Genomic DNA, 20,663 nt, shown 5'->3' with positions numbered 1-20,663 from the left:
CTGACACCTGAGAAGCCACGCTCGGGGTGTCAGCGGCTCCAGCAATGGAGCTGGACCTGAGACGTCTCCCTGGCTTTCCTCACCCCTGAGGTCTGGCGCGCCGATCAAGGCGGCTCGATGGCGAAGCGCTCGGTCACCTCGGGAGGGATGCGCACAGACCGCCCGGTGGCCGTAGACACGTAGGCCCACTGCGTCTGGGCCTGGACCAGCACCTGCCCGTCCGCCATCCGCCGGATGAAGGTCTGCCGGGTGGCTGTCACCGGGCTCCTTGCCACCACGCGCGTCTCCACCTCCACCTCGTCCCCGGAGAGCGCCGGGCGTAGGTAGTCTACCTCGTGGCGGCGGACCACGAAGACGGCGCCCAGCTTCCGGTACTCCTCCAGACTCAACCCCACCGCCTCCGAGTGAGCCACGGCCGCATCCTGGATCCACCGGATGTAGACCACGTTGCTCACATGCTGGAGCTCATCGAGTTCCTGCGCAGTCACCCGCAGGCGGATGGAGAACGGCAAGGCGACACCTCCCGGCTGGCAGCATAGGGAATCCCGGCGGCCAGGAGGGATGCCTCCCATGAAGGACCCTTCAAGAAAATGGCCCCGGCGGAGGAGCTCTCGCCGGGGCCAGCAAACTGCGCGAAGCAGCTCAGGGCTGGAAGCGACCCGTCACGCCCATCGCGGTGTGGTACACCGGCCCGCTCATGTACGGCCTGCTCGGATCCGACGCCGGCTGGAAGACCGCGGTCACCTGGAGGTGGTAGTACTTGCCCGCCGTCAGGACGCCGGGGGGCAACCGCACCTGCGTCTGGGTCGTCGTGAGGACCGTCACCTGCAGCCGCGAGGTGACGCCCGTGCCCGTGGCGAAGAGCTCATACACGCGCACCGCGTAGGAGTGCGGGGTCCCCACGCTCGGCGGGGCCCAGCTCGCCAGAGGCGTCAGCCCCACGCCCATGAGGCTGCCCGTGGCCTCCGCCCCGTTGAGGCGCAGATCCCGCGGCGGCCCCACCTGAGGCATGAGCGGGCCGCTCGCCAGCGGCTGCTGGGCGTACGTGTACACCGAGAACACGCGGGGCGTGGACTCGCCCCCCCCCTCCAGCGGCACCGAGTAGCGGACCCGCGCGGTGGACTGGCTCGTGACGAACTGGGGCCAGACTCTCGGGTAGGGGTTGCCGTACGTGAACACGGTCAAGAGGTCGCCACGGCCAGCGGGGCTGTCCACCAGGGCCAGATCCGGCCAGCCCGCAAAGGAGCCGAACTGCCCATAGCCCGGCAGGGTGCCAATGTTCAGGAAGTTGGTACCCGGCGTCGCGGTGGGGTGCCCCGCCAGCGCCAGGGCCTCGAACGAAGTCGCCCGGTAGTCCACGGTCTGGTTCGTGAGGGGCAGCTCCGTCATCGTCCCGCTGAGCACCAGCGGGCCCCCGCCTCCACCCCCCAACGCGCTGGTCTGGAAGCTCCGGCGCACTTCCTGGAAGTTCATCGACGTGGCCGCATCGGAGCGGCTCACAAGCTGGGTGGCATACAGCACATCGCCGCGGGCCGGCTCAATCCTGGCTCCGGGGCTCCCACAGTTCTGCAGGGAGAACACGTAGTCGATCTGCTCGGAGAGCTGGGTTGCGCCGTCCGCAGGGCTTAAGCCGCTCGGAGAGGCGCAGTTCGGCGCGGAGAAGTACCCGATGCCTGCGTTCGTCGAGTGGAGCTGGAAGTCATCGCCCGCCTGCCACGGAGCGAGCCCGCTGAGCTGCAGCTGGAGCTGGGTCGTGTCCGGCTCGAGCACCACATCGGGACGGCCCAGGCCGGCCCCGCTCAGATCGAGCGTCCGGCTGCTGGACCACAGGTAGTTGATGCCGAGCTGGAGCAGGTAGGGCGTGCGCTCCACGTTGGGGATCAGGAACGTACCGCCGGCCGTGCCGGAGCCCGGGCGCCACTCGTAGCTCGTGCCATCCACGGTCGGCACCCACGCACCGATCGTCACACCGGACAGATCGATGGGAACCACGATGACATTCCCTTCGGCCAGGACGCGGTGGGAGTTGCGGACGCCGCTCACCGCCAGCCCGCCACACGAAGATCCCGCGCGAGGGGCGATGGAGAACTGCTGGCGCGTGGTAGCGCCCCCTGCATCCACGATGGTCGCGGTGAGGACGGCTGCCCCATCCAGACAGGCCGGCGCTCTCCAGTCCACCTCGCTCGAGGTGCTGGTCCCCCGGGTGCTCAGGATGGAGCCCTGGTTCGCGCTCCAGGAGAACACCAACGCCGTGGACTCCGGATCGTGCGCGGTGAGGCCCACCGTCACGACCTCGTTGCCACCCGCCTGCTCGGAGCTCTTGAAGGTGCTGTCGACCTGGGGGGCCACGTTGGGGCGCGGCGCGGGCCCGACCAGCAGCGAGAGCGTGCCCGAGCCCTGACCACCACGGCCATCCGAGACGGAGACGGACAAGACGCAGCGGTTCCCCATGGGAGGCGGACCGAACACGGTGAACGAGGGCGTGGCCGAGTTGGACGCATCGAAGATACCCGGGCAGTCGGAGCCCCAGGACACGTTCAGGCTGTCGCCATCCGCATCGAAGATCACGGCAGCAAGCTGGGAAGCGACATTGGGCGTGAGGACGGACGGAACCGCGGTCATGCCAGTGACCGTCGGCCAGGTGTTGAAGCCCACCGTCACCGCCGCGCTTCCGGCCGCGCCAGCGCGCTGCACGCTGATGCTGACGTTGATCGTGGCGAACGTCCCCTTCGAGTCCGTCACCTGGAGTTGCAGCACCTGCACGCCCTCGGTCGCGGGCGCCACCCAGCTCGTCGAGGCCGAGGACGCGGCACTGAACGTCCCCGCAGCCGCGGTCCACGCGAACGTGATCGTGTCCTCCGGGTTGTCGTCATGCGCGGTGGCCGTCAGCGTGATGGTGCCGCCCGGTGACACCTGGTTGGCGGACACCACCACCGAGTCGATCGTCGGCGCAACGTTCCGGTAGGGCGGATCCGGGTTCACCTCCTGAAGCAGGATGGCCACGCTCACCGTGCTCCCGGCGGCGATGGTGATCGGCCCCGCCTGCCCCTGGTAGAGCAGCGTCGTGGCCGCATCGTACGCCTTGGCCTCGAAGATCCGATCCAGCCCCGCGGGGATGTCGATCAGAGTGCCCTGCCAGGAGCCCCCCTGCAGGGACAGATCCATGCCAATGGGAGTGGGGATGCCAGGCCCCCGGACCTCGACATGCACGCGGGCCACATCCGCGGAGGACAGCTCCTGGGGGAGCATGACCTTGATCTCGGCGCGAGCGCCCTGGGACGGGTTGGGCGGGTTGCCGTTGCCACCACAGGCAGCAAGCACTCCCAGGGCCATGACTGTGACGGCAAGCGATACGGTTCGCCGGTTCGAATTCCAAAGGGACACGAAGACTCCTCCTGACGGTGGAACAAAGCTCGCCGAAGCGTAGCGAGCGTCCTGACACGTCCCCGCGGCGCACGGCCTCTCCCGGAGGACGGCTGCCCCCCGGTGCAATCACACGGAACGCGGCGCGCACCCTAACACGCGAGCCTCGGCCGACTCCCACCGGCCGGAGTGTGGGGAGATCGCGCACCACGAAGCCCCCATTCGCGAGCTGTTCGTTCCGGCGAAGGAAGCCCCTGGCACCTCAAGCACCCGGTACAGGGCGGAGCGTGGCAACCAATCGCGCCTCGTGCCGCCCTTCCCCGGTCCAACCCTCGGTATACGAGACCACCTCGAGCCCGCGCAGCAGCCCAGGCAGCTCGCCGTCCTCCAGGAGGAAGCGAGCCGAGGGATGAGGATTGCGCAGGAGGTTGCTCCGAGTGGGCTGAGCGAAGACGAGCAGCCCGCCCGGGGCGAGCACCTTCGGGAACACGTCGAACAACGGGCGAGAGAGAAAGTTCAAGCAGAGCACGAGTGAGTACGGCCCTGGAGGGAGCGGCTCTGCCTCCAGATCCACCCGCTCCCCTCGAAGAGGGACACCCGCCTCCCGGGCGGCCACTGCAGCTCGCTCGAGCGCGACATCCGAGATGTCCAGGAGCGTGACCTCCAGGCCACGCCGCGCCAGCCACAGCGCGTCATGCCCCGGCCCACCCGCCACATCGAGCGCCCGGCCCGTGCCTGGGAGCCGGTCCGCGAGGGACTGAAGGAACCTGGAGGGCTCCAGAGAGGCCCCTGTCTGCTCGCAGTAGCGGCCATTCCACCGCTGTCGATCGTCCTCGGACACGGCACCTCGCCTCTCAGGCCGCCGTGCGGTAGGGCGCAGGGCCCGGAGGCACCCCCGGCTGCTCCGGGGTGATGCGCAGCATCCGCTTGATGCCGTTGCGGTCCAGCACCAGCCGCACCAGCTGCACGGACACCTTCTTCTGGTCCGCCTCGTCCGTGGTGAAGCGGAACGCCAGATCGACCTGGTAGCTCTTGGCGGCCTTCACCCGTCCCACCGTGAAGTCCTCCAGGTCCACGTACTCCAGCGCCAGTTCCGGGTCGTCCATGTCGCGCAGGAAGCGCTCCACGTTGAAGCGGATGATGTCCGTGACGCCTGTCAGCCGCCGATCCGCCTTGGGCAGGAGATCCGCGTCCAGGACGATCTCCTTCTGGTAGCGGATCACCGTCTCGGACAGCTCGCCCTGGGACACGGTGATGAAGTCATCCAGGCAGCGCAGCACGGCGATCTCGTCCGGAATCTTCACCGTCCGGCCGTAGTCCACGCGCTCCTCCAGCGTGCCCAGGCACTTCTTCGTCACCGGATCCACGATCTCCGCCATCCGGTCGTACAGGTGCCTCGAGGCGAAGCTGCTGAAGATGCGGCGCAGGCCCTCCTTGATGCGATCCTTCATCATGTAACCCACCACGAGGATCAGGAAGAAGTTGAGGCTCGCCTGGGTGAAGCGCAGCTGCGCCCAGAACGCCACCGCCGTGGCAAACGCCATGGCCAGGCCCGCCGCGATCGCGAACAGCACCTCCTCCCAGCCCTGGCGCTTCTGCTTCCGCCGCGCCGACAGGAAGAGGATGTTCATGCAGAACTTCTTCAGGAACCCGATCCGGTGCATGTACTCCTCATTGTCACCGGTGGGGCTGAGCACGCTGCGAAGCTGGTTCTCCTTGCGGTACGACTCCTCGGCAATCACCGTCGCCATCAGCGCCTTGCGCGGCTCGATGTAGACGCCCGAGCGAGGCAGCGCGTCCATCTCCGTCACGGCCTTGCGGAAGTACTGCTCCACCGTGAGGCTCATGTACTCGTCCACCAGCCGCAGCGAGGCGCGCGTCTTCTCCTGCAGCCGCAGCGTGCGCGTCACCTTCGTCCACGCGCGGAAGCGCTCCAGCACCTGCACCACCGCCTGCTGGGAGCTGAGGATCAGCCGCTGCAGCTCGGCGTACTCGGCCTCGCCCATCCCCCCGGTGCCCGGCACCTCGCACTGCCCATCCACCAGCCGCGCGAAGCGGCGCAGCGCCCCGCGGAAGATGCAACACAGGAGCTTGGCCTGGTAGACGATCTCCGCCTCCGTCGCCATCCCCGTCCTCAGCCACGCCTCCAGCCGCACCAGCGGAGAGCCCTCCAGGGACAGCAGCTCCTCCAGGCTCATCACCGGCGTGGTGAAGCGCACGTAGTTGTGGATGTCCGCGTAGAAGTCCGCCCGGGGGTACACCTCCGCGTCGATGTTCAGGCTGTTCGGCAGGAACAGGAACATCTCCACGAGATAGCGCGTCTCGTCGTCGGCGCCCGACGGCTGGTACTCGAGCTTGATCTCGAACTGCTTCCGGTCGTGGACCTCCAACCGGTTCTGAAGCAGTGGGGCAGATGGCGAGGGCACGCCTCTACTTTACGTCACAAGACTGTCACACAGACAATCGCCCCCCTGGCCATCGCCGTCCGACGCTGAACGGCCCCCCTGCACGAAGAGCCTACCCCTCGGTGCCCGTCCGAGGCGGGCGAGCGGCAACCGAGGCCGCTGCCGGGGCGGGCTGAGGCGCCGCCTTGCCCTGAGGCCTCGCGTTCCAAACCCGTGTGGCCAGCAACAATCCCGCCACCGACAGCGGCACCAGGGCGATGGGCCAGTTGCTCCAGTTGTTGGGGTCCTTGGCCGCCTCACCCGAGGGGAGGATCTTCCCCAGCAGCAGCGACTGGAGGGCCGTGCCCGCGTAGACGGCGCCGTCGATGATGCCCACCGCCACGCCCGCATTCTTCTTGCCGCCGAAGTCCATGCTGGCCGTCCCCGACAGCATCCCGTGCACGCCGATGACGCACAGCGACATGAAGATGACCGTCCACCCCAGCAGGCGGTGGTCGATGAGGAAGAGCGTGGCGATGGCGCCCAGCGTCATCCCACCATAGAGCACCGCGGACACGGGGCCGCGCCGCGAGTCGAACACCTTGTCGGAGATGACGCCGGCGAACATGCCGCCGGTGATGCCCGCCACGCACAGCAGCATGCCCCAGTTGGAGGCGACGAAGCTCTCGCTGATGCCCGTGGACTTCGCGAACTTGGGGTACCACTGCATGATCGCGTTGCGCATGAAGCCGCTGCAGAACTCGATCAGCAGGATGACGACGATGACGGGGTTGCTCAGCATCTTCTTGATCACCGCACCCACCCCGGGCCGGTCTCCCGTGTCGCCCGAGGAGGCATCCGCGGTGTCGAAGTCCGGGTGGCCCGTCGCGCCCGGCGTGTCGCGGATGACGAAGAAGTCCAGCACCAGGAAGGCCGCGAGGATGGCCGCGGGGATGAAGAACACCCAGTACACGGGCGCGTTCTGGGTGATGAAGCGGCTCCAGTCATAGGCGAAGTAGACGCCCAGCGAGATGAGGATGCCGAATACACCGCCCAGCACGCCGCGCTCGCGCACGTGGAACCAGGACGCGTTCACCTTGACGATGGAGACGGCGCCGAAGCTCTGGAAGTACATGTTCAGCGCGTAGAGGAAGGACAGCGTCGCCACCAGCCCTCCCGGCGGCTGCCAGTCCTGCGTCAGCACCGCGTACACCACGCCGCCCATCAACACGTTGCACACCGAGGAGCCGGCCGCGGAGATCAGGATCGTCCTGCGCCCACCCCACCGATCCGTCAGCGGGCCATTGAGCAGGAACGCGACGCCGTAGACGATCGTTCCCCAGAAGAAGATGGTGCCGAAGTCCGCGTTCGAGGTGCGGTCGCCCATCGCGCTGGTGGCGACGTTGACGTTGTAGCGCCCCATATAGAGGAACGCGTACGTCATCCCCAGCGGGAACCAGTTGAAGAGCCGCCGGCGCTTGAACGCCGCCGAGTGCCCGAGCTCGACCTTGGGCAGGCGTGCGATCACCAGGCCTATCGCCGCAAGCAGGATCAGGATCGGCAGCAGCTGTTGCAGCCACGCGGGCATCGACGACATGCAGTGGACCTCGGCAGAGCGGGACGAAACGGTCCGCGCACCCTACCCGGTCCCCTCACTCCGGCCAACCCGGCCAGTGTGGCTACGGCTGCTCGGCCAGCAGGCGGGTGATGGCGATCTCCAGCTTGGCATCTGGCACCTCGCCGCGCCGGCACGCAGCGAGCACCTCGGGCAGTGGGCGCCACTGAAGCCGCGTCCCCTCCTCCAGTGGCGAGCCGTCTCCCTCCGGCTCCCGGGCCTCCTTGCCCGTCACGTCCACCGCCGTGGGGAACACCTTCTCCGACAGGATGCCCGGCGCGACGAAGAAGCCCCCACCCAGCAGGCGGATCTCCTCGGGCCGCACCTCATAGCCCGCCTCCTCGCGCACCTCCTCCACCGCTCGGCGCCGCAGGCCCTCCTCGCCCTTGTCCTCCAGCTCCATCACCCCCGCGACGAGCTCCTCCACGAGCAGGTAGCTCACCGGATCCGGCACCACCATCTCCTTGCCCTTGCGGAAGTAGGCCGCGGGCCGGAGGTTCTTGCGCGTGAGCACCTCCAGCCCCGACGCACCGCGGCGATAGACGAGCACCGCCACCGCATCCAGCCGCGGCCGGTCCACCACGTCCACGCGATACACGGGCGAGACGGAGCCGTCCTCTCGCCGGTTCCGGCACCGCAGCCGCCGGAGCCTCAGAAAACCTTCGTCACAGCGGGCCGTAGACGAGAAATCCTCGATGATCTCGATATCCGTCACGGTCGTCTGGTTGGACGGCATGCCTGCCTCCCTGGCGGGTGGGTTCTCCATTCCTGCGTCGCTTGCCCGTGCTTCCCTGATCCCGTACCTTGCGGCGTCTCCTGCTGAGTCCCCTTCACTCGAGCCCCCCGGACCCACCTGATGCGTCGTGCCCTGATCGGCCTCCTCTGCGCCCTGGTCTCTGCCTCGTGCATGCCGGTGCTGGAAGGCGAGGAATACAACCTCGCCGGACAGGAGGTTCGCCTCTCCATCCTTCATACCTCGGACATCCACTCCCGGCTCATTCCCTATGACTTCGCGCCGTTGAAGACGGACACGGATCTGGGGCTGATCCCCGAGGCGGGCCCCTTCGGAGGCGCCACGCGCATCGCCGCGCTCCTCAAGCGAGAGCGCGCGAAGTCCGATCGCATCCTGCACCTGGACTCGGGGGACTGCTTCCAGGGTGCGCCCATCTTCAACCAGAACAACGGCGAGGTGGAGTTCCGCTTCCTGTCCAACGTCCGGCTGGACGGCGCGGTGATCGGCAACCACGAGTTCGACGCGGGCCTGGCCAACTTCGTCCAGAAGGCACGCGACTTCGCCACCTTCCCGCTGATGGCGGCCAACTACGCCTGGGACGTGCCCGCCGACAGCAGCAACGCGGGCGCCGCGCAGGTCGCCACGCCCTACACCATCCGCGTGCTGAAGGGCCTGCGGGTCGGCGTGATCGGCATGGCCAACCTCTCCTCGCTCAACTCGATCGTAGAGGGCGGCAACTCCCTGCAGGTCACGCCGCTGGAGCAGAACGAGGCGGCGCGCGCCTACGTGGATCTGCTGCGTCCGGTGACGGATCTGATCGTCCTCGTCAGCCACCTGGGCCTCCACGAGGATCAGCAGGTGGTGCTCGGCTACGAGGCCTATTACGAGTACGAGCGCGCCAGGCCCTTCATCGAGCGGGAGCACAACCCGTGGCAGATCCTCGAGTGGTCCGGCGAGGAGGGCAACCCCAAGTCCGTGGTCCGCGTGCAGATCCCCGGCGTGTCCGGCATCGATCTGATCCTCGGCGGCCACCTGCACGTGGTGCTCAACCCGCCGCAGAGCATCACGGACCCGAGCGGCCGCAAGGTGCTGCTGGTCCACTCCGGCGCGTTCGCCAAGTACGTGGGGCGCCTGGAGATGGTGGTGAAGGTGCCGGAGGAGCCCCAGGCGGACGGCGCGGAGCTCGTCAGCCACGACTACCGCGCCTTCCCGCTGGACGCGCTCTGGTGTGACGACGCCATGCGCGCCTACTACAAGCAGAACTTCTGGGATCCGGGCCAGTTCGCCATCCAGCCCCAGGTCCGCCGCGCCATCGAGGCGTGCCGCGATCAAGAGGACCGGCGGACCACGGATCTGCTCCAGAACTACATCCTGGGCATGGACTTCAACCTCCAGCTCACCTCCATCTTCTCGTACGCGCCGCAAGATGTCGCCCGCCGCAACAACTCCACGGGCGGAGACTCTCCCCTGGGCAACGTCGCGGCGGACTCCATGCGCAAGCGCCGCCGCGTCGAGGCGGAGATGGCCATCACCAACTCGCTGGGCATCCGCGACAATCTCTACTCGGGCGTGGTGACGCAGGAGGCCATGTTCAACGTGTTCCCCTTCGAGAACACGATCAACATCATGTACCTGTCCGGCGTGGAGATGCAGGAGATGTTCGACTTCGTCGCCGAGCGCTCCGCCGAGCGCGGCTGCGTCAGCCAGGCGCAGGTCTCCGGCGCGCGCTTCACCATGGACTGCGCCCAGGTGCAGATCAACGATCTGCGCATCTTCTGCGATCCGCTGGACGGCGGCGCGGAGAAGTGGTGCCCCAAGGACAACCGCGAGGGCCACGCCCCCTTTCAGTGTCTGGAGGACGTGGAAGGGGCGCGCTGCTGGGCTCACCCGGCCACCGACATCCAGATCAACGGCAAGCCGCTGGATCCCAACGGCACCTACCGCATCGCCGTCAACGACTACATCGCCAAGGGTGGCTCGGGCTTCCGGGTGCTCAAGCGCAACACCACGCGCATCGAGACGGGCATCTCCCTGCGAGACTCGCTCATCGGCTACATGCAGGGCGCCTGCACCTGCGATGACATCAACGCCGGCCGGGAGACGTCCAAGACGGGCGAGCGCTGTGGCACGCTGATCAACGGCACGTGGGTGGTGGATGATCAGATGCGCGGCTTCTGCCGCCAGGCCCAGGAGTTCAAGGACGGGCTGGCCAAGCAGGTGGGCAGCTGCACCTGCCTGGCCACCCTGGGCAAGTCCGATGCGGCCGCGGCCTGCGGCGTGACGGCCGAGCAGCTCCAGAGCGCGTGCAACCTCCCGCCTGGCCCCTTCACTGGCCGCTGTGGCTGCCGGGATGCGCTGGCGGGCAACAACCCCACCTGCGGCACGCTCACGCCGCAGCTTCGCAGCTTCTGTCAGAACCCCACGTCCATGCCGGTCGCCAACGCGAACGAGGATGGACGGATCGGGCGGAGGGTGAAGTGATGAGACACTGGCTCCTCGTGGCGGCCCTTGGGGCCACAGGCTGTTACTCCGCGGATGGCAACATCTCCCCGGACAACGGCAACCCCTCCGGCGTGAGCACCTTCAAGGTCGAGGTGAAGGGGCTGGCGGCCATCGCCTCCGACAACGGGGCTCGCTCGCCGCTGACCTTGGTGGGCACCTGTCTGGCGCGCTACGACAACAACCCGAACGCCGTCCCCGCGGCGGAGCGAGGGACGCAGAGCTGCCCCTACTCCATCCCCAAGGGCTCGGTGGAGATCGACCTGGGCATCACCGCGCTGAACGCCAAGGGCGAGCCGCTCAACACCTTCACCGGCCCGGTCTCCTTCCGCGTCGCCCCGGGTGATCTCAGCGGCACCTACGACAAGCGGTGGACGATGATGGCGGATGGCCAGGGCAACGGCACCGTCCGGGTGGCGCACCTCTATGGAGAGATGCGCGTGTGGGTGCAGCATGAGCCACCTCAGCTGGACTTCGCGGATGGCGGCGTGGGCGGAAACCCGAGCCAGCTGCCGCCGCCCAACAGCGGCCCGTACAGCTACGCCACCGGCCTGACGGCGCCCGTCTACTTCGAGGAGCCCACGCTGGCGCGCGTGCAGGAGCCTGACAGCTACAGCGACAACCGCGGCTCGCCCTTCGCCAGCCAGTTCCTCACGGTCGGACGCAAGCCCGAGGCCGGCGCACCGCTCATCCAGAGCTGCCCCCCGGGGTACAGCTCTTCGGATCCGTCCCTGAGGGATCCCAATGACGGGAAGCTGGTGACCATGGTGGTGACGGGGCTGGATCCCGGCGGCTTCTTCGTCACGGATCTCACAGCGTGCCGCGTGCGCGAGTACACGGGTGCCGGCTCCAACGTCCGCACGCCCGAGCCGGACGGCTTCCTGCCCGGCACGTACGGCTCCATCTACATCTACAACTACTCGTTCCCCGAGGGCCTGTACCCGGGGGATCTGCTCTGGGCCATCTCCGGCTCTGTGCAGGACTTCGCGGCCACCACGCAGCTCACCTTCCCGGCGTGGGTGATCCGCGAGCGGGTGCGCGAGCTGCCGCCCGCCGAGTGGGAGAAGTACCTGAAGCAGGTGCCGGGGCCGGAGGTGAACCTGCGCCTCTGCGGCCTGGACAACCAGGTGGTGCCCTACGTCACCGACTCGCTGTGCGGCTACAGCTACGCGAACATGAAGATGGAGAGCCTCGAGTCCGCAATGGTGAAGCTGCGGCGGGTGCGCTTCCCCGAGGTCTTCAAGAACTGCGACGCCAACGGCAACGGCAAGGTGCCCTTCTTCTGCCCGGGCCGCAGCGGCGCCGCGTATACCGCCTGCGCCGAGGATGATCCCGCCGACACGGATGTGAGCGAGCGCCAGTGCAACATCGACTGCACCGTGGGCCTGGGCGAGTTTGCCGGGAAGGTGTGCTCCGAGCGCTCCACGTACAACAGCTTCAACCAGTTCGTGGTGGAGCTGTCCGGCCCGGGGCCTCGCACGGCGGGGCTGGATGACTCGCTCGACAAGCGGACGCAGATCGTCACCGTCTCCGCCACCCAGTCCAAGGCCACGACGACGGCGATGACCACGGGCGTCAACGGCCCGGCCCAGGTGCGCGTGTGGTGTGACACGCCGGTGCGGGTGAAGTTCGGTAACGCGAGTGTGGCAGCCACCGTGGATGACTTCCCGCTGGCCGCCAACGCGCGGATGGAGCGCACGCTGGTGGGCAACGAGCAGCACGTGGCCTTCCTGGCGGACGGAGACATCCTCGGCAGGGGCCAGTGCTTCGTGGCGCTCAACAGCCGCACCCGCATCAACGTCGTCACCCGGGACGCGGTGCCGGATCTGCAGGTGGACTGCAGCGAGACGGACGCGGACGCCGAGCGCGCCCGGCAGTGCCGGCTGCTGCACGGGGCCACCTACAATGTCACGGGCCACCTGCGGCAGGTGAGCGCTGCCCGCCCGCGCTGGATCGTCCTGCCGCGAGACGCGGACGATCTCTGCTGCTTCCCCGGGCCTGAGGGCGCATGCCCCCGCCCCATCAAGACGTGCCCCGCTGAGACGCTGCCGTAGCTCAAGAAGCATGCCCCGGTGAAGGGGCTTTGGGAGGCGCGGCCACACAGGCCGCGTCCTTGGAGGGTAGTTTGAAAACGCTTCGTACCCTGGCCCTGACCGGGCTGTTGTGCTTCTCCGCGCCCGCGTGGGCCGGAGACTTCGTCGACACTCGCCTGTCCTTTGTCTTCGCGGACGACAACGTCCTGGCAGGCGCGGGGGAGACGACGCCCAACAGCCCCAACGCGCGCTTCGGCGCGGGCAACCAGAACACCCAGTTCTACGACAACTTCAACACCCGGTTCTCCGGCTTCGAGACGCTGTCGAACCTGGTGCTCTACAAGCGGATGCCCGCGTTCTTCGAGGGGCTCACCACCGAGGCGGCGCTGACGATCCTCGTGCTGGAGCGGCCCTCGGGCGGCGTGGATCTGCGGGACAACTCCAGCTACATCCGGCTCAACTACACCCCGCCGGGCTGGGGTGAGCGGGAGAGCATCTCGCTCACGGGCTTCCCGGTATCGGCGGATCGCTTCCGGCTGGGGTACGCGTACCGGATCTCCTGGGGCGGCAGCGGCGTCTTCACCAACCGCGCCGCGGCGGAGGGCGTGCCGGGCGCGAAGCTGCAGGTGACGCGGGACCGGTGGTACGCGTACCTGGGCGGGAAGACGTCCCTGGTACTCAACGATCTGATCTTGGAGAAGGAGACGCTGTACGGCCTGATGGCGGGCGCGGGCGTGGACGTGCTGGAGACGCTGCGGCTCGAGGCGGGCGGTGGCTACTTCCAGAAGGGCATCATCCCGGGCCTGGCCAACCAGGGCATCCGCGCGCCGGTGAATGCGGCAGGCGTGTCCGGGCAGGCCGTGTACCACGTGGGCGTGCCGGTGGGCACGAGCGTGGACTTCCGGCTGTACCGGAACGATCCGGAGGTCTACCAGCGCTTCTTCGCGCCGGAGACGTACCCGGGTGGGCTCTCCTACTCCGTGGCGCTCGAGGGCAGCTACCTGGTGCAGACGCTGGAGGATCCGGACATCTTCGCGCGCACGGTGCCGCAGGGGGCCACGGCGGTGGCGCTCCAGGCGCGGGCGAAGTGGAACAACTGGCGCATGCACCTGCTGGGGCTGTACCGGAGCCTGTCCTTCATCCAGTTCGAGGTGCCGGGCCTGCCGCCGTTCCGCGACTTCCCGGACGGCACGCAGCTCAACCCGGAGGTGTTCCTCGCGGCCGGCGCGGACTACTACCTGTCGAGCCTGCACCTCACGCCGGGCTTCATCTTCGGCGTGCAGCAGCCCGCGTCCTTCCGCAGCCCCGAGTTCCCAGGTGGTGGCAACAACCCGCCCCCGGGGCTGACGGGCACACGCACGGTGGTGGTGCGGGACGTGAACCAGCTCAGCATCCTCCCGGAGACGTGCGGCGCGTCGAACGCGGTGTGCGAGGCCGAGCTGATCCTGTCCGCGAAGGCCACCTTCCGGTGGGATCTCTCGGAGACGGTGGCCGCGGTGGGCGAGGTCTATTACACGTACGACAACAACCGGACGACGTTCCGGGACGACGTGACGGGCGTGGCCCAGCCGCGCTTCGAGGAGCCCCACGCGCTGGGCTTCAACACGCTGCTCCAGGCGCGCTTCTGAGCCGAAGTCACGCCGCGGAGAAGATCGGTGCCCCCAGCTCTTCCAGCGGGGGCACTGGCGCGGCGAGCGGATCCTGAGTGACGGCGACAGGCAGGCCGAGGTAGTGCTTGCCGTCCGTGATCAGCAACTTTGCCTCGACGAGCCTGGCCAGCACGTTCTCCAGAGCGTCCCAGTCTTGGGCGGCGGGCTCCTGCTCCAGGTAGCGCTCCTCCAGGGCCTGGAGGGTGGTCACCGCCTCGCAGGCCTGCAGCGCCCACCGCTCCGCGCCCTGCAGGATCACCGAGGGGCTGGGCGCCACCTTCCGCCGATCGATGATCAGCAGGTGGTCCTTCTTGTCCAGCGAGTAGAGAGCTGAAGTGTCGTGCTCGGCCAGCCACTCCTTGATGCGCTGGGCCACCGGCTTCACATAGGCCCAGACGTCCCTCCCATCCTCGTACTGGTAGGAGAAGAAGTAGGCGATGTTCTGGAGCGCCTCCTCCGGAAGGTCATAGATGAAGAAGTAGGCAGGGGCAGGTCTCACGTCCTTGAACCCCCTCGCCCGGGCTTCATTGAAGTTGGGCGAGAACCGCTCCAGGAGGATCGATACGCCCATCAGGGGCGGCGTCAGGTGGGTCAGCAGCGGGAACAGCTCCGCCAACCGCGCGTACTCCTCGGGCTCCTCTCCGGGGAAGCCCCAGAGCATGTTCCAGAGCGGAGTGATGCCGTACTCCTTGCACCACTTCATGAGCTGGAGGTTCTGCATGCCCGTCACGCCCTTGCGCATGAGGCGGAGGATCTGATCGCTCAGGTTCTCGATGCCGGGCTGGATCGTCAGGACTCGGGCAGCCTTCAGCAGCCGAACCTGCTCATGGGTCAGGTTGGCTTTGACCTCGTAGAAGATCTCCACGGGGTTGGAGCGCGCACCCAGCTCCTGGATGAAGGTCTTGAAGTACTTCATGTCCAGGATGTTGTCGACGACCGTCACCCGGTGCCCTGGATGGGCCTGCGTCACCTCCGTGAACTCCGTCAGGGCTCGCTGCGGAGACTTGCTCCGGTACGTCATGGACTCGCCGTTCAGGCCACAGAAGGTGCAGTGCTGCTTCTGGCCCCACCAGCAGCCCCGGGAGGTCTCGAAGGGCACCGCGGGCTTCTGAGCCCCCTCCAGTCGAGCCTCTTCCCACTGCGTGAAGAAGTCCGAGAAGTCTGGCACTGGCAGGCTGTCCAGATCGCGGCGCTGCGTGTCTCCAAGCTCCGTGAAGCGGGGGCCTTCGGACAGGTGCTCCCGGGCCAGTACCCCCACCAGCTTGCCCAACCGCTCGCCCCGCAGCAGGCGCTCGACCACCCAGGGGAGCCGCTGCTCCGCCTCGCCCGAGATGGCGACGTCGATGAAGGGAAAGTGCTCGAACTGCCCTTGTCCCGTGATGCCTTCGAAGTTCGCACCGCCGAAGAGCGTGAGGATGTCGGGACGCCGGCGCTTGAGCCGCTGCGCGACCGCGAGCGCCGCGACGTTCTGCTGGTAGACGCTCGTGAAGCCGACGATGCGCGCGCCCGTCTGGAGGAGCGTCTCCACGCACGCGTCCACGAAGGAGGAGACTCCCACACGAGCCATGAGCAGCTCCGCGATGTAGCCCTCCAGCGCGGCCCACGACAGGGCCTGCTCCAGGCGCGGCCTGCGCAGCACGCTGGAGACGTAGCGCTGGGTGTCATCGGGCTTGTTCTCGAACAGCGTGTGCGAGAACAGCCAGTCCCCCGTGAGATCCGTCACCCCCGAGTAGTTCCCCGCGACGGACTCGTACAGGCTGACACCGAACTGCTTCGCGAAGAGGATGTGGAAGTAGAAGATCCGGCTCGAAATGCCCGCGGTCCGCAGCGCCGACTTCAGCATGCTCAGACCGAGCGCTGGAGTTGCCAGCGGACCAAACGGCATGTTCACCAGAACCACAGGGACGTTCTGGCCGCTGGCTGTCTGGGCATCGGCACTCATGCCCACGAATTCTACTCCATCGCGCGGTATGCCTTGGGCCTACAGACTCGGCTCCCGGAGCCTCGAGCAGCAGCAGCTCCCCACGCGGTGGGCCCTGGGGTGGGAGACGATGGTCAGTGCCGGAACCAGCGCAGGGGCTGGCCTGCGGCCGCCGCGCAGTCGCCCGGCAGCAGTGGAGACATCGGCCGTCGTGCTCTCTGCCATGAGGGGGCCTGCTCCAGCGCAGAAGGCCTGGACGAAGGTTAGATGGCGGTCATCCGCATCACCTCTTCAAACGTGGTGAGCCCTTGGGCGAGCTTGCGCACACCTGCCTCGCGCAGCGTCCGCATCCCCGCCCTCCGGGCCGCCTCCACCAGCTCGTGGTGGGGGGCACTTCGGTTGATGAGCTCCTTCAGCTCCGCCCCGATGCTGACGATCTCGAACACACCCGTGCGTCCGAAGTAGCCCGTGCCACGACAGCGCACACACCCCACGCCCTTGAGCAGCTTCACGCCTCCCGGCAACAGCGGGAGGGGCACCAGCAGCGCCGTCAGCTCGTCCGGCGTCAGCGTGGTCTCCTGCGCACAGTGGACACAGATGCGCCGCAGCAGGCGCTGGGCCATCAGCCCCACCAGGCTCTGCGACAGCAGGAAGGGCGGCACCTCGAGATCCCTCATGCGCGACACCGCGCCGATCGCGTCATTGGTGTGCAGCGTGGAGAGCACCAGGTGGCCCGTGAGCGCGGACTGGATGGCGTTCTCCGCCGTCTCCGGATCGCGGATCTCGCCCACCATGATGACGTCCGGATCCTGGCGCAGGATGTGGCGCAGCGCCCCGGCGAAGTCCAGCCCCACCTTGGGCTGCACCTGCACCTGGTTGAAGCCCTCCCACACCATCTCGATCGGATCCTCGATCGTGGTGACGTTCACGTCCGGCCCCGCGACGGCTTTGAGCGCCGAGTACAGCGTCGTCGTCTTGCCGCTGCCCGTCGGCCCCGTCACCAGGATCAGCCCGTGCGGCTGGTCGATCCAGGACTCGAAGGATCCCTTCTCGTCCGGCTCGAAGCCCAGCTGGGCGATGTCCTGCACCAGGGTGTCCGGATCGAAGATGCGGATGACGACCTTCTCACCGAACGCCGTGGGCAAGGTGGACACACGGAGCTCCACCTCGCGCCCCTCGCGCTCCGTCTTGATGCGCCCATCCTGCGGCCTGCGCTTCTCCGAGATGTCCATGCGCGAGAGCATCTTCACGCGCGAGGCGATGGGCGGGTGCACCCCGGCTGGCAGGGTGTAGACGGTGTGCAGCACGCCGTCGATGCGCAGGCGGACGTGGGACTGGGCCCGCTTGGGCTCGATGTGGATGTCCGACGCGCGGTTGTCGAACGCGTAGCGCAGCAGGTAGTCCACAGCCTGGACCACCGGCTTGTCCGCCGCGTCCAGCTCCTGCGTGCCGCTGAGCGACACGAGCTGCTCGAAGTTGGCGACCGACGGCCCGGTGGCGAAGTCATCCGCCGCGCGCGCCAGCGTCTTCTTGAAGCCGTAGATCTCCGTGATGGACTTGAGGATGTCCGACTTGGCCGCCAGCACCGGCTCGATGGGCAGGCCCGCCAGCCGGTAGAGGTTCTCGAACAGCTCGCGATCGAACGGGTTGGCCACCGCCACCACGAGCCGGCCTTGCTGGGTGCGCTCCAGGGGCAGCAGCGCGTGCTTCTGTGCGAAGGGGCGCGACACGGTGCGCGTGGCCAGCGCCATGTCCAGCTTGAGCGGATCGATCTTCCGGTACCCCATGCCCGCGGCGCGAGCGGCGGCCTCCGTCACCCGATCCTCGTCGAGTACGCCCCGGCCCTCTGGCAGCTGCACCTGGAAGGCCGCGACGATCTCCACCGGCGACACGTCATAGCGTGCCGCCTCCTTGGAGCCACCCTGCGCCTTCGCCTTGAGGACGCGTGCGCGGGCGGCGGGCTCACGCGCCAGGATCTCCTGGGCCTGCTGCGCGGTGAGCAGGCCCTGGGAGACGAGCGCCTCCAGCACGAACGCGGTGCTGAAGTCCGCCTGGGTGCGGCTGAGAGCGTTTACTGGCGACGCCACGAACGGCGACCCCCTGCCACCAACAGCAGCGAGAGCGCTGCGAGGAGCATCGCCGAGGCCGGCGCGCTGCCGCAGCCACACCCCCCCGGCTGCCCGCCCCCACCCGTGCCGCCATCGACGGGAGGAGGAGGAGGCGGCGGCGGCCCGGCGTCGCTGCAGAGCGTGCAGCCGGCATCGGGGATCTGATTGGGATCCATGCAGCCCTGGGGGTAGCACTCGAAGCCTGTCGGGCAGTCCATACGGGTGCGGCAGTCCGCGGTGCACGAGTACGTCGAGCCCACCGGGTTGCACTGGGCGGGGGTGGCACAGGTGCCCGCGGCGCAGTCCTTCATGCACATGCGGTCCTGTCCCACCTGCTTGCAGGTCGTCCCCGTGGGGCAGCCACACGCCGCCGTGGAGCAGGGCTGCGCGCAGATGCCCCGTGGGTGGTTGTTGATGAAGAGGCATACCTGATCCCGGCCACACTGCTCAGTGGTGGTGCACGGATCTCCCACCGAGAGCCCTGTCTGCTTGTTCGGGGTGCAGACGCGATCGCAGATGCGGCAGGAGAAGTCGTTGCGGCTCGGCGCGTTGCAGTCCGAGTCCGAGTAGCAGCTGGGGACGCACGCATCTCCCTCGGCCAGGGGCGAGCAGGTGTAGCCCGCGCGGCAGTCCGCGGTGCCGGGCCGGCACCGCTTGAGACAGCGATCATTGGTCCCTTGCGGGTCCGTGTCGACGCACACCGAGCCGCTCGGGCAGGCGTTGACCGAGGAGCCGGCGTTGCAGGGCTGCTGGCAGTAGCCATCCACCCACGCCGTTCCACCCGAAGGCAGGCCCGCGGGCGTCTGGCACAGGCCCGTGGCCGAGCCACACTCTGGGTTGTTGTTGCAGGGCTTGCCCACCTGCGTGACGGCCTGGTTGGGGACGGCCAGGCACGCGTGCGTGCGCCCTGAGACCAGCGAGGAAGGCTGACACGCGAAGGGGCTGGGACACTCTCCGTTGGTGGTGCCGGTGCAGCCCTGCGTGCAGTACCGGTAGAGCACGGTGGTGCCATCCTGCGCGGTGAAGGGGACGCAGGAGAGGCCATTCGTGCAGGGATCGCTCGGAGAGCACGGCGAGCCCACCGCGCCATCCTCCGGATAGAACTCGCAGATCTGCTGCACGTCCGTCGCATCGAGCACCCGCTTGCTCGTGCCCGGTGGGACGTCCGGGTTCATCACCGCCGACGTGGGGAAGACGGTGTCCGCGAACCCCAGGCAGTGACCCACCTCGTGGGTAAGCGCCGTCTGCAGATCGAGGAAGTTCTCGCGGGGATCGGTGCTGGCCAGCGTCGTCCACCGGAAGTTCACCGCGTTGAGGAAGATGTCGCACTGGTAGAGGTAGCCTGCGTAGGTGAGCGGGACCGTGGCCGAGGAGGACCGTCCTCCCGCGAGCGCCGTGGCGTAGTACGGGTCATTGGTGGCGGTGACCCAGATGGCGGCCACGTTGAACGCGTCACTGGTGTCGCGCACGTCGGCGATGGCGGAGTTGCTGGTGCTGTAGCCCTGGTAATCGAAATCCGGGTACGCGCAGGCCACGTTCTCCCATGTCTGGAACGCCGCGGTGGTGGCCCTCTCCACCTCCGAGAGGGCAATCCCCGCGGGGGCGATGGCGCGCGCGTCCAGGTAGTAGCGGAACGGGGAGTCCCGCGTGTTGAGCATCTTGTAGCCCAGGTAATCAAATGGCTGCGCGAAGGCCATGGAACTCCAGGCCACCATCGCCAGCACTGCAACCCGTTGCAGCCTGCGGTTCATCGCTTGCCCCTCTCCTGCTGCGCCGGGGGCGGAGTCGCCCGCCGGATCTCGTCAAGGACTTCGTCCAACGGCCGCCGCACGGGCCCGCCCTTCACCTCGGCGGTGAGCTGCACCTCGCGCCGCCCTTCGGCTCCCGCCGTCACCGTGTGCTTCCCGGCCCCCTGCCCCACCAGCACGCACCGCTCCACGGCCTTGGGATCCGGGCAGCGGAGGAACATCAACGCCACCTCTCCCGCGGTGAGCTTCGCATCGCCCACCAGGTGAGACTCCCACGGCCCGCTGCGCCCACCCAGCTGCACGAGTTCTACCGCGCGCGGCCCCTTCCCACGGTACTCCTCCAGCACCTCCAGCCGGGAGATAGTCGTCATCTGCCTCACGTCGCCCTTCGGCACATTGACACGCTGGTCCACCACGCGCGCGAGCACGATCCGCTCTGCCTGATCGGTCAGCTCGGCGAGCGACTGCGGCGGCAGCGAAGTGCCCCGGGCGAGCGTGGGCAGGCCGAGCACGAGCAGCAGCCCCATGAGGCGGAGAGAAGTCATAGCGGCCACAGCTTACCCGTGAATGGCGCGGACCGCGGCGTCCACGAGCCCTTCGGGAGTGGGAC

The 20,663-nt window shown here is 68.1% G+C and carries 13 protein-coding genes; 3 read left to right on the top strand and 10 right to left on the bottom strand.

Annotation, left to right across the window (positions count from 1 at the left end):
• Positions 1-104: 104 nt before the first annotated feature.
• From VD972_RS42915 to VD972_RS42890, 6 genes are all read right to left on the bottom strand, one after another.
• Positions 105-512: a thioesterase family protein gene (locus VD972_RS42915; protein WP_324995465.1), complete on the bottom strand. Its 408-nt coding sequence runs from the start codon at positions 510-512 to the stop codon at positions 105-107.
• Positions 513-642: 130 nt separating this feature from the next.
• Positions 643-3,384, bottom strand: coding sequence for a PKD domain-containing protein (locus VD972_RS42910; RefSeq protein ID WP_324995464.1), 2,742 nt, complete (start codon positions 3,382-3,384; stop codon positions 643-645).
• Between the two features lie 241 nt (positions 3,385-3,625).
• On the bottom strand, positions 3,626-4,204 hold the full coding sequence (locus tag VD972_RS42905; protein ID WP_324995462.1) for a class I SAM-dependent methyltransferase: 579 nt from the start codon (positions 4,202-4,204) through the stop codon (positions 3,626-3,628).
• Between the two features lie 13 nt (positions 4,205-4,217).
• Positions 4,218-5,789: a hypothetical protein gene (locus tag VD972_RS42900; protein ID WP_324995459.1), complete on the bottom strand. Its 1,572-nt coding sequence runs from the start codon at positions 5,787-5,789 to the stop codon at positions 4,218-4,220.
• A gap of 91 nt (positions 5,790-5,880) precedes the next feature.
• Positions 5,881-7,344 (bottom strand): MFS transporter, encoded by a 1,464-nt coding sequence (locus VD972_RS42895; RefSeq protein WP_324995457.1) that lies wholly within the window; start codon positions 7,342-7,344, stop codon positions 5,881-5,883.
• A gap of 82 nt (positions 7,345-7,426) precedes the next feature.
• Positions 7,427-8,098, bottom strand: a complete 672-nt coding sequence (locus VD972_RS42890) for an NUDIX hydrolase (RefSeq protein ID WP_324995455.1) — start codon at positions 8,096-8,098, stop codon at positions 7,427-7,429.
• Positions 8,099-8,218: 120 nt separating this feature from the next.
• On the opposite strand from VD972_RS42890, the gene VD972_RS42885 reads away from it, so the two are divergent.
• From VD972_RS42885 to VD972_RS42875, 3 genes are all read left to right on the top strand, one after another.
• Positions 8,219-10,576 (top strand): bifunctional UDP-sugar hydrolase/5'-nucleotidase, encoded by a 2,358-nt coding sequence (locus VD972_RS42885; protein ID WP_324995453.1) that lies wholly within the window; start codon positions 8,219-8,221, stop codon positions 10,574-10,576.
• On the top strand, positions 10,576-12,648 hold the full coding sequence (locus VD972_RS42880) for a hypothetical protein (RefSeq protein WP_324995451.1): 2,073 nt from the start codon (positions 10,576-10,578) through the stop codon (positions 12,646-12,648). The genes VD972_RS42885 and VD972_RS42880 overlap by 1 nt, the downstream gene beginning before the upstream one ends.
• Before the next feature lie 71 nt (positions 12,649-12,719).
• Positions 12,720-14,255 (top strand): hypothetical protein, encoded by a 1,536-nt coding sequence (locus tag VD972_RS42875; RefSeq protein ID WP_324995449.1) that lies wholly within the window; start codon positions 12,720-12,722, stop codon positions 14,253-14,255.
• 7 nt (positions 14,256-14,262) lie between these two features.
• On the opposite strand, the gene VD972_RS42870 is transcribed toward VD972_RS42875, so the two are convergent.
• The 4 genes from VD972_RS42870 to VD972_RS42855 all read right to left on the bottom strand — a co-directional run bounded on the left by VD972_RS42870 (position 14,263) and on the right by VD972_RS42855 (position 20,598).
• Positions 14,263-16,218 carry a RiPP maturation radical SAM C-methyltransferase gene (locus VD972_RS42870; RefSeq protein ID WP_324995448.1) on the bottom strand — a complete coding sequence of 652 codons (1,956 nt, stop codon included), beginning with the start codon at positions 16,216-16,218 and terminating at the stop codon, positions 14,263-14,265.
• A gap of 242 nt (positions 16,219-16,460) precedes the next feature.
• Positions 16,461-18,284, bottom strand: a complete 1,824-nt coding sequence (locus VD972_RS42865; protein WP_324995446.1) for a GspE/PulE family protein — start codon at positions 18,282-18,284, stop codon at positions 16,461-16,463.
• A complete protein-coding gene (locus VD972_RS42860) occupies positions 18,269-20,056 on the bottom strand; it encodes an adhesin (RefSeq protein ID WP_324995444.1) in 1,788 nt (595 codons plus the stop codon). Before VD972_RS42860 ends, VD972_RS42865 begins: the two co-directional genes overlap by 16 nt.
• On the bottom strand, positions 20,053-20,598 hold the full coding sequence (locus tag VD972_RS42855; RefSeq protein ID WP_324995442.1) for a hypothetical protein: 546 nt from the start codon (positions 20,596-20,598) through the stop codon (positions 20,053-20,055). Before VD972_RS42855 ends, VD972_RS42860 begins: the two co-directional genes overlap by 4 nt.
• Between the last annotated feature and the right edge of the window lie 65 nt (positions 20,599-20,663).

Origin of the sequence: Hyalangium sp. (assembly GCF_035629615.1) — a bacterium.
GTDB lineage: Bacteria > Myxococcota > Myxococcia > Myxococcales > Myxococcaceae > Hyalangium.
The sequence above is the reverse complement of the archived record's forward strand: the minus strand, read 5'-3'. Positions and strand labels throughout refer to the sequence as shown.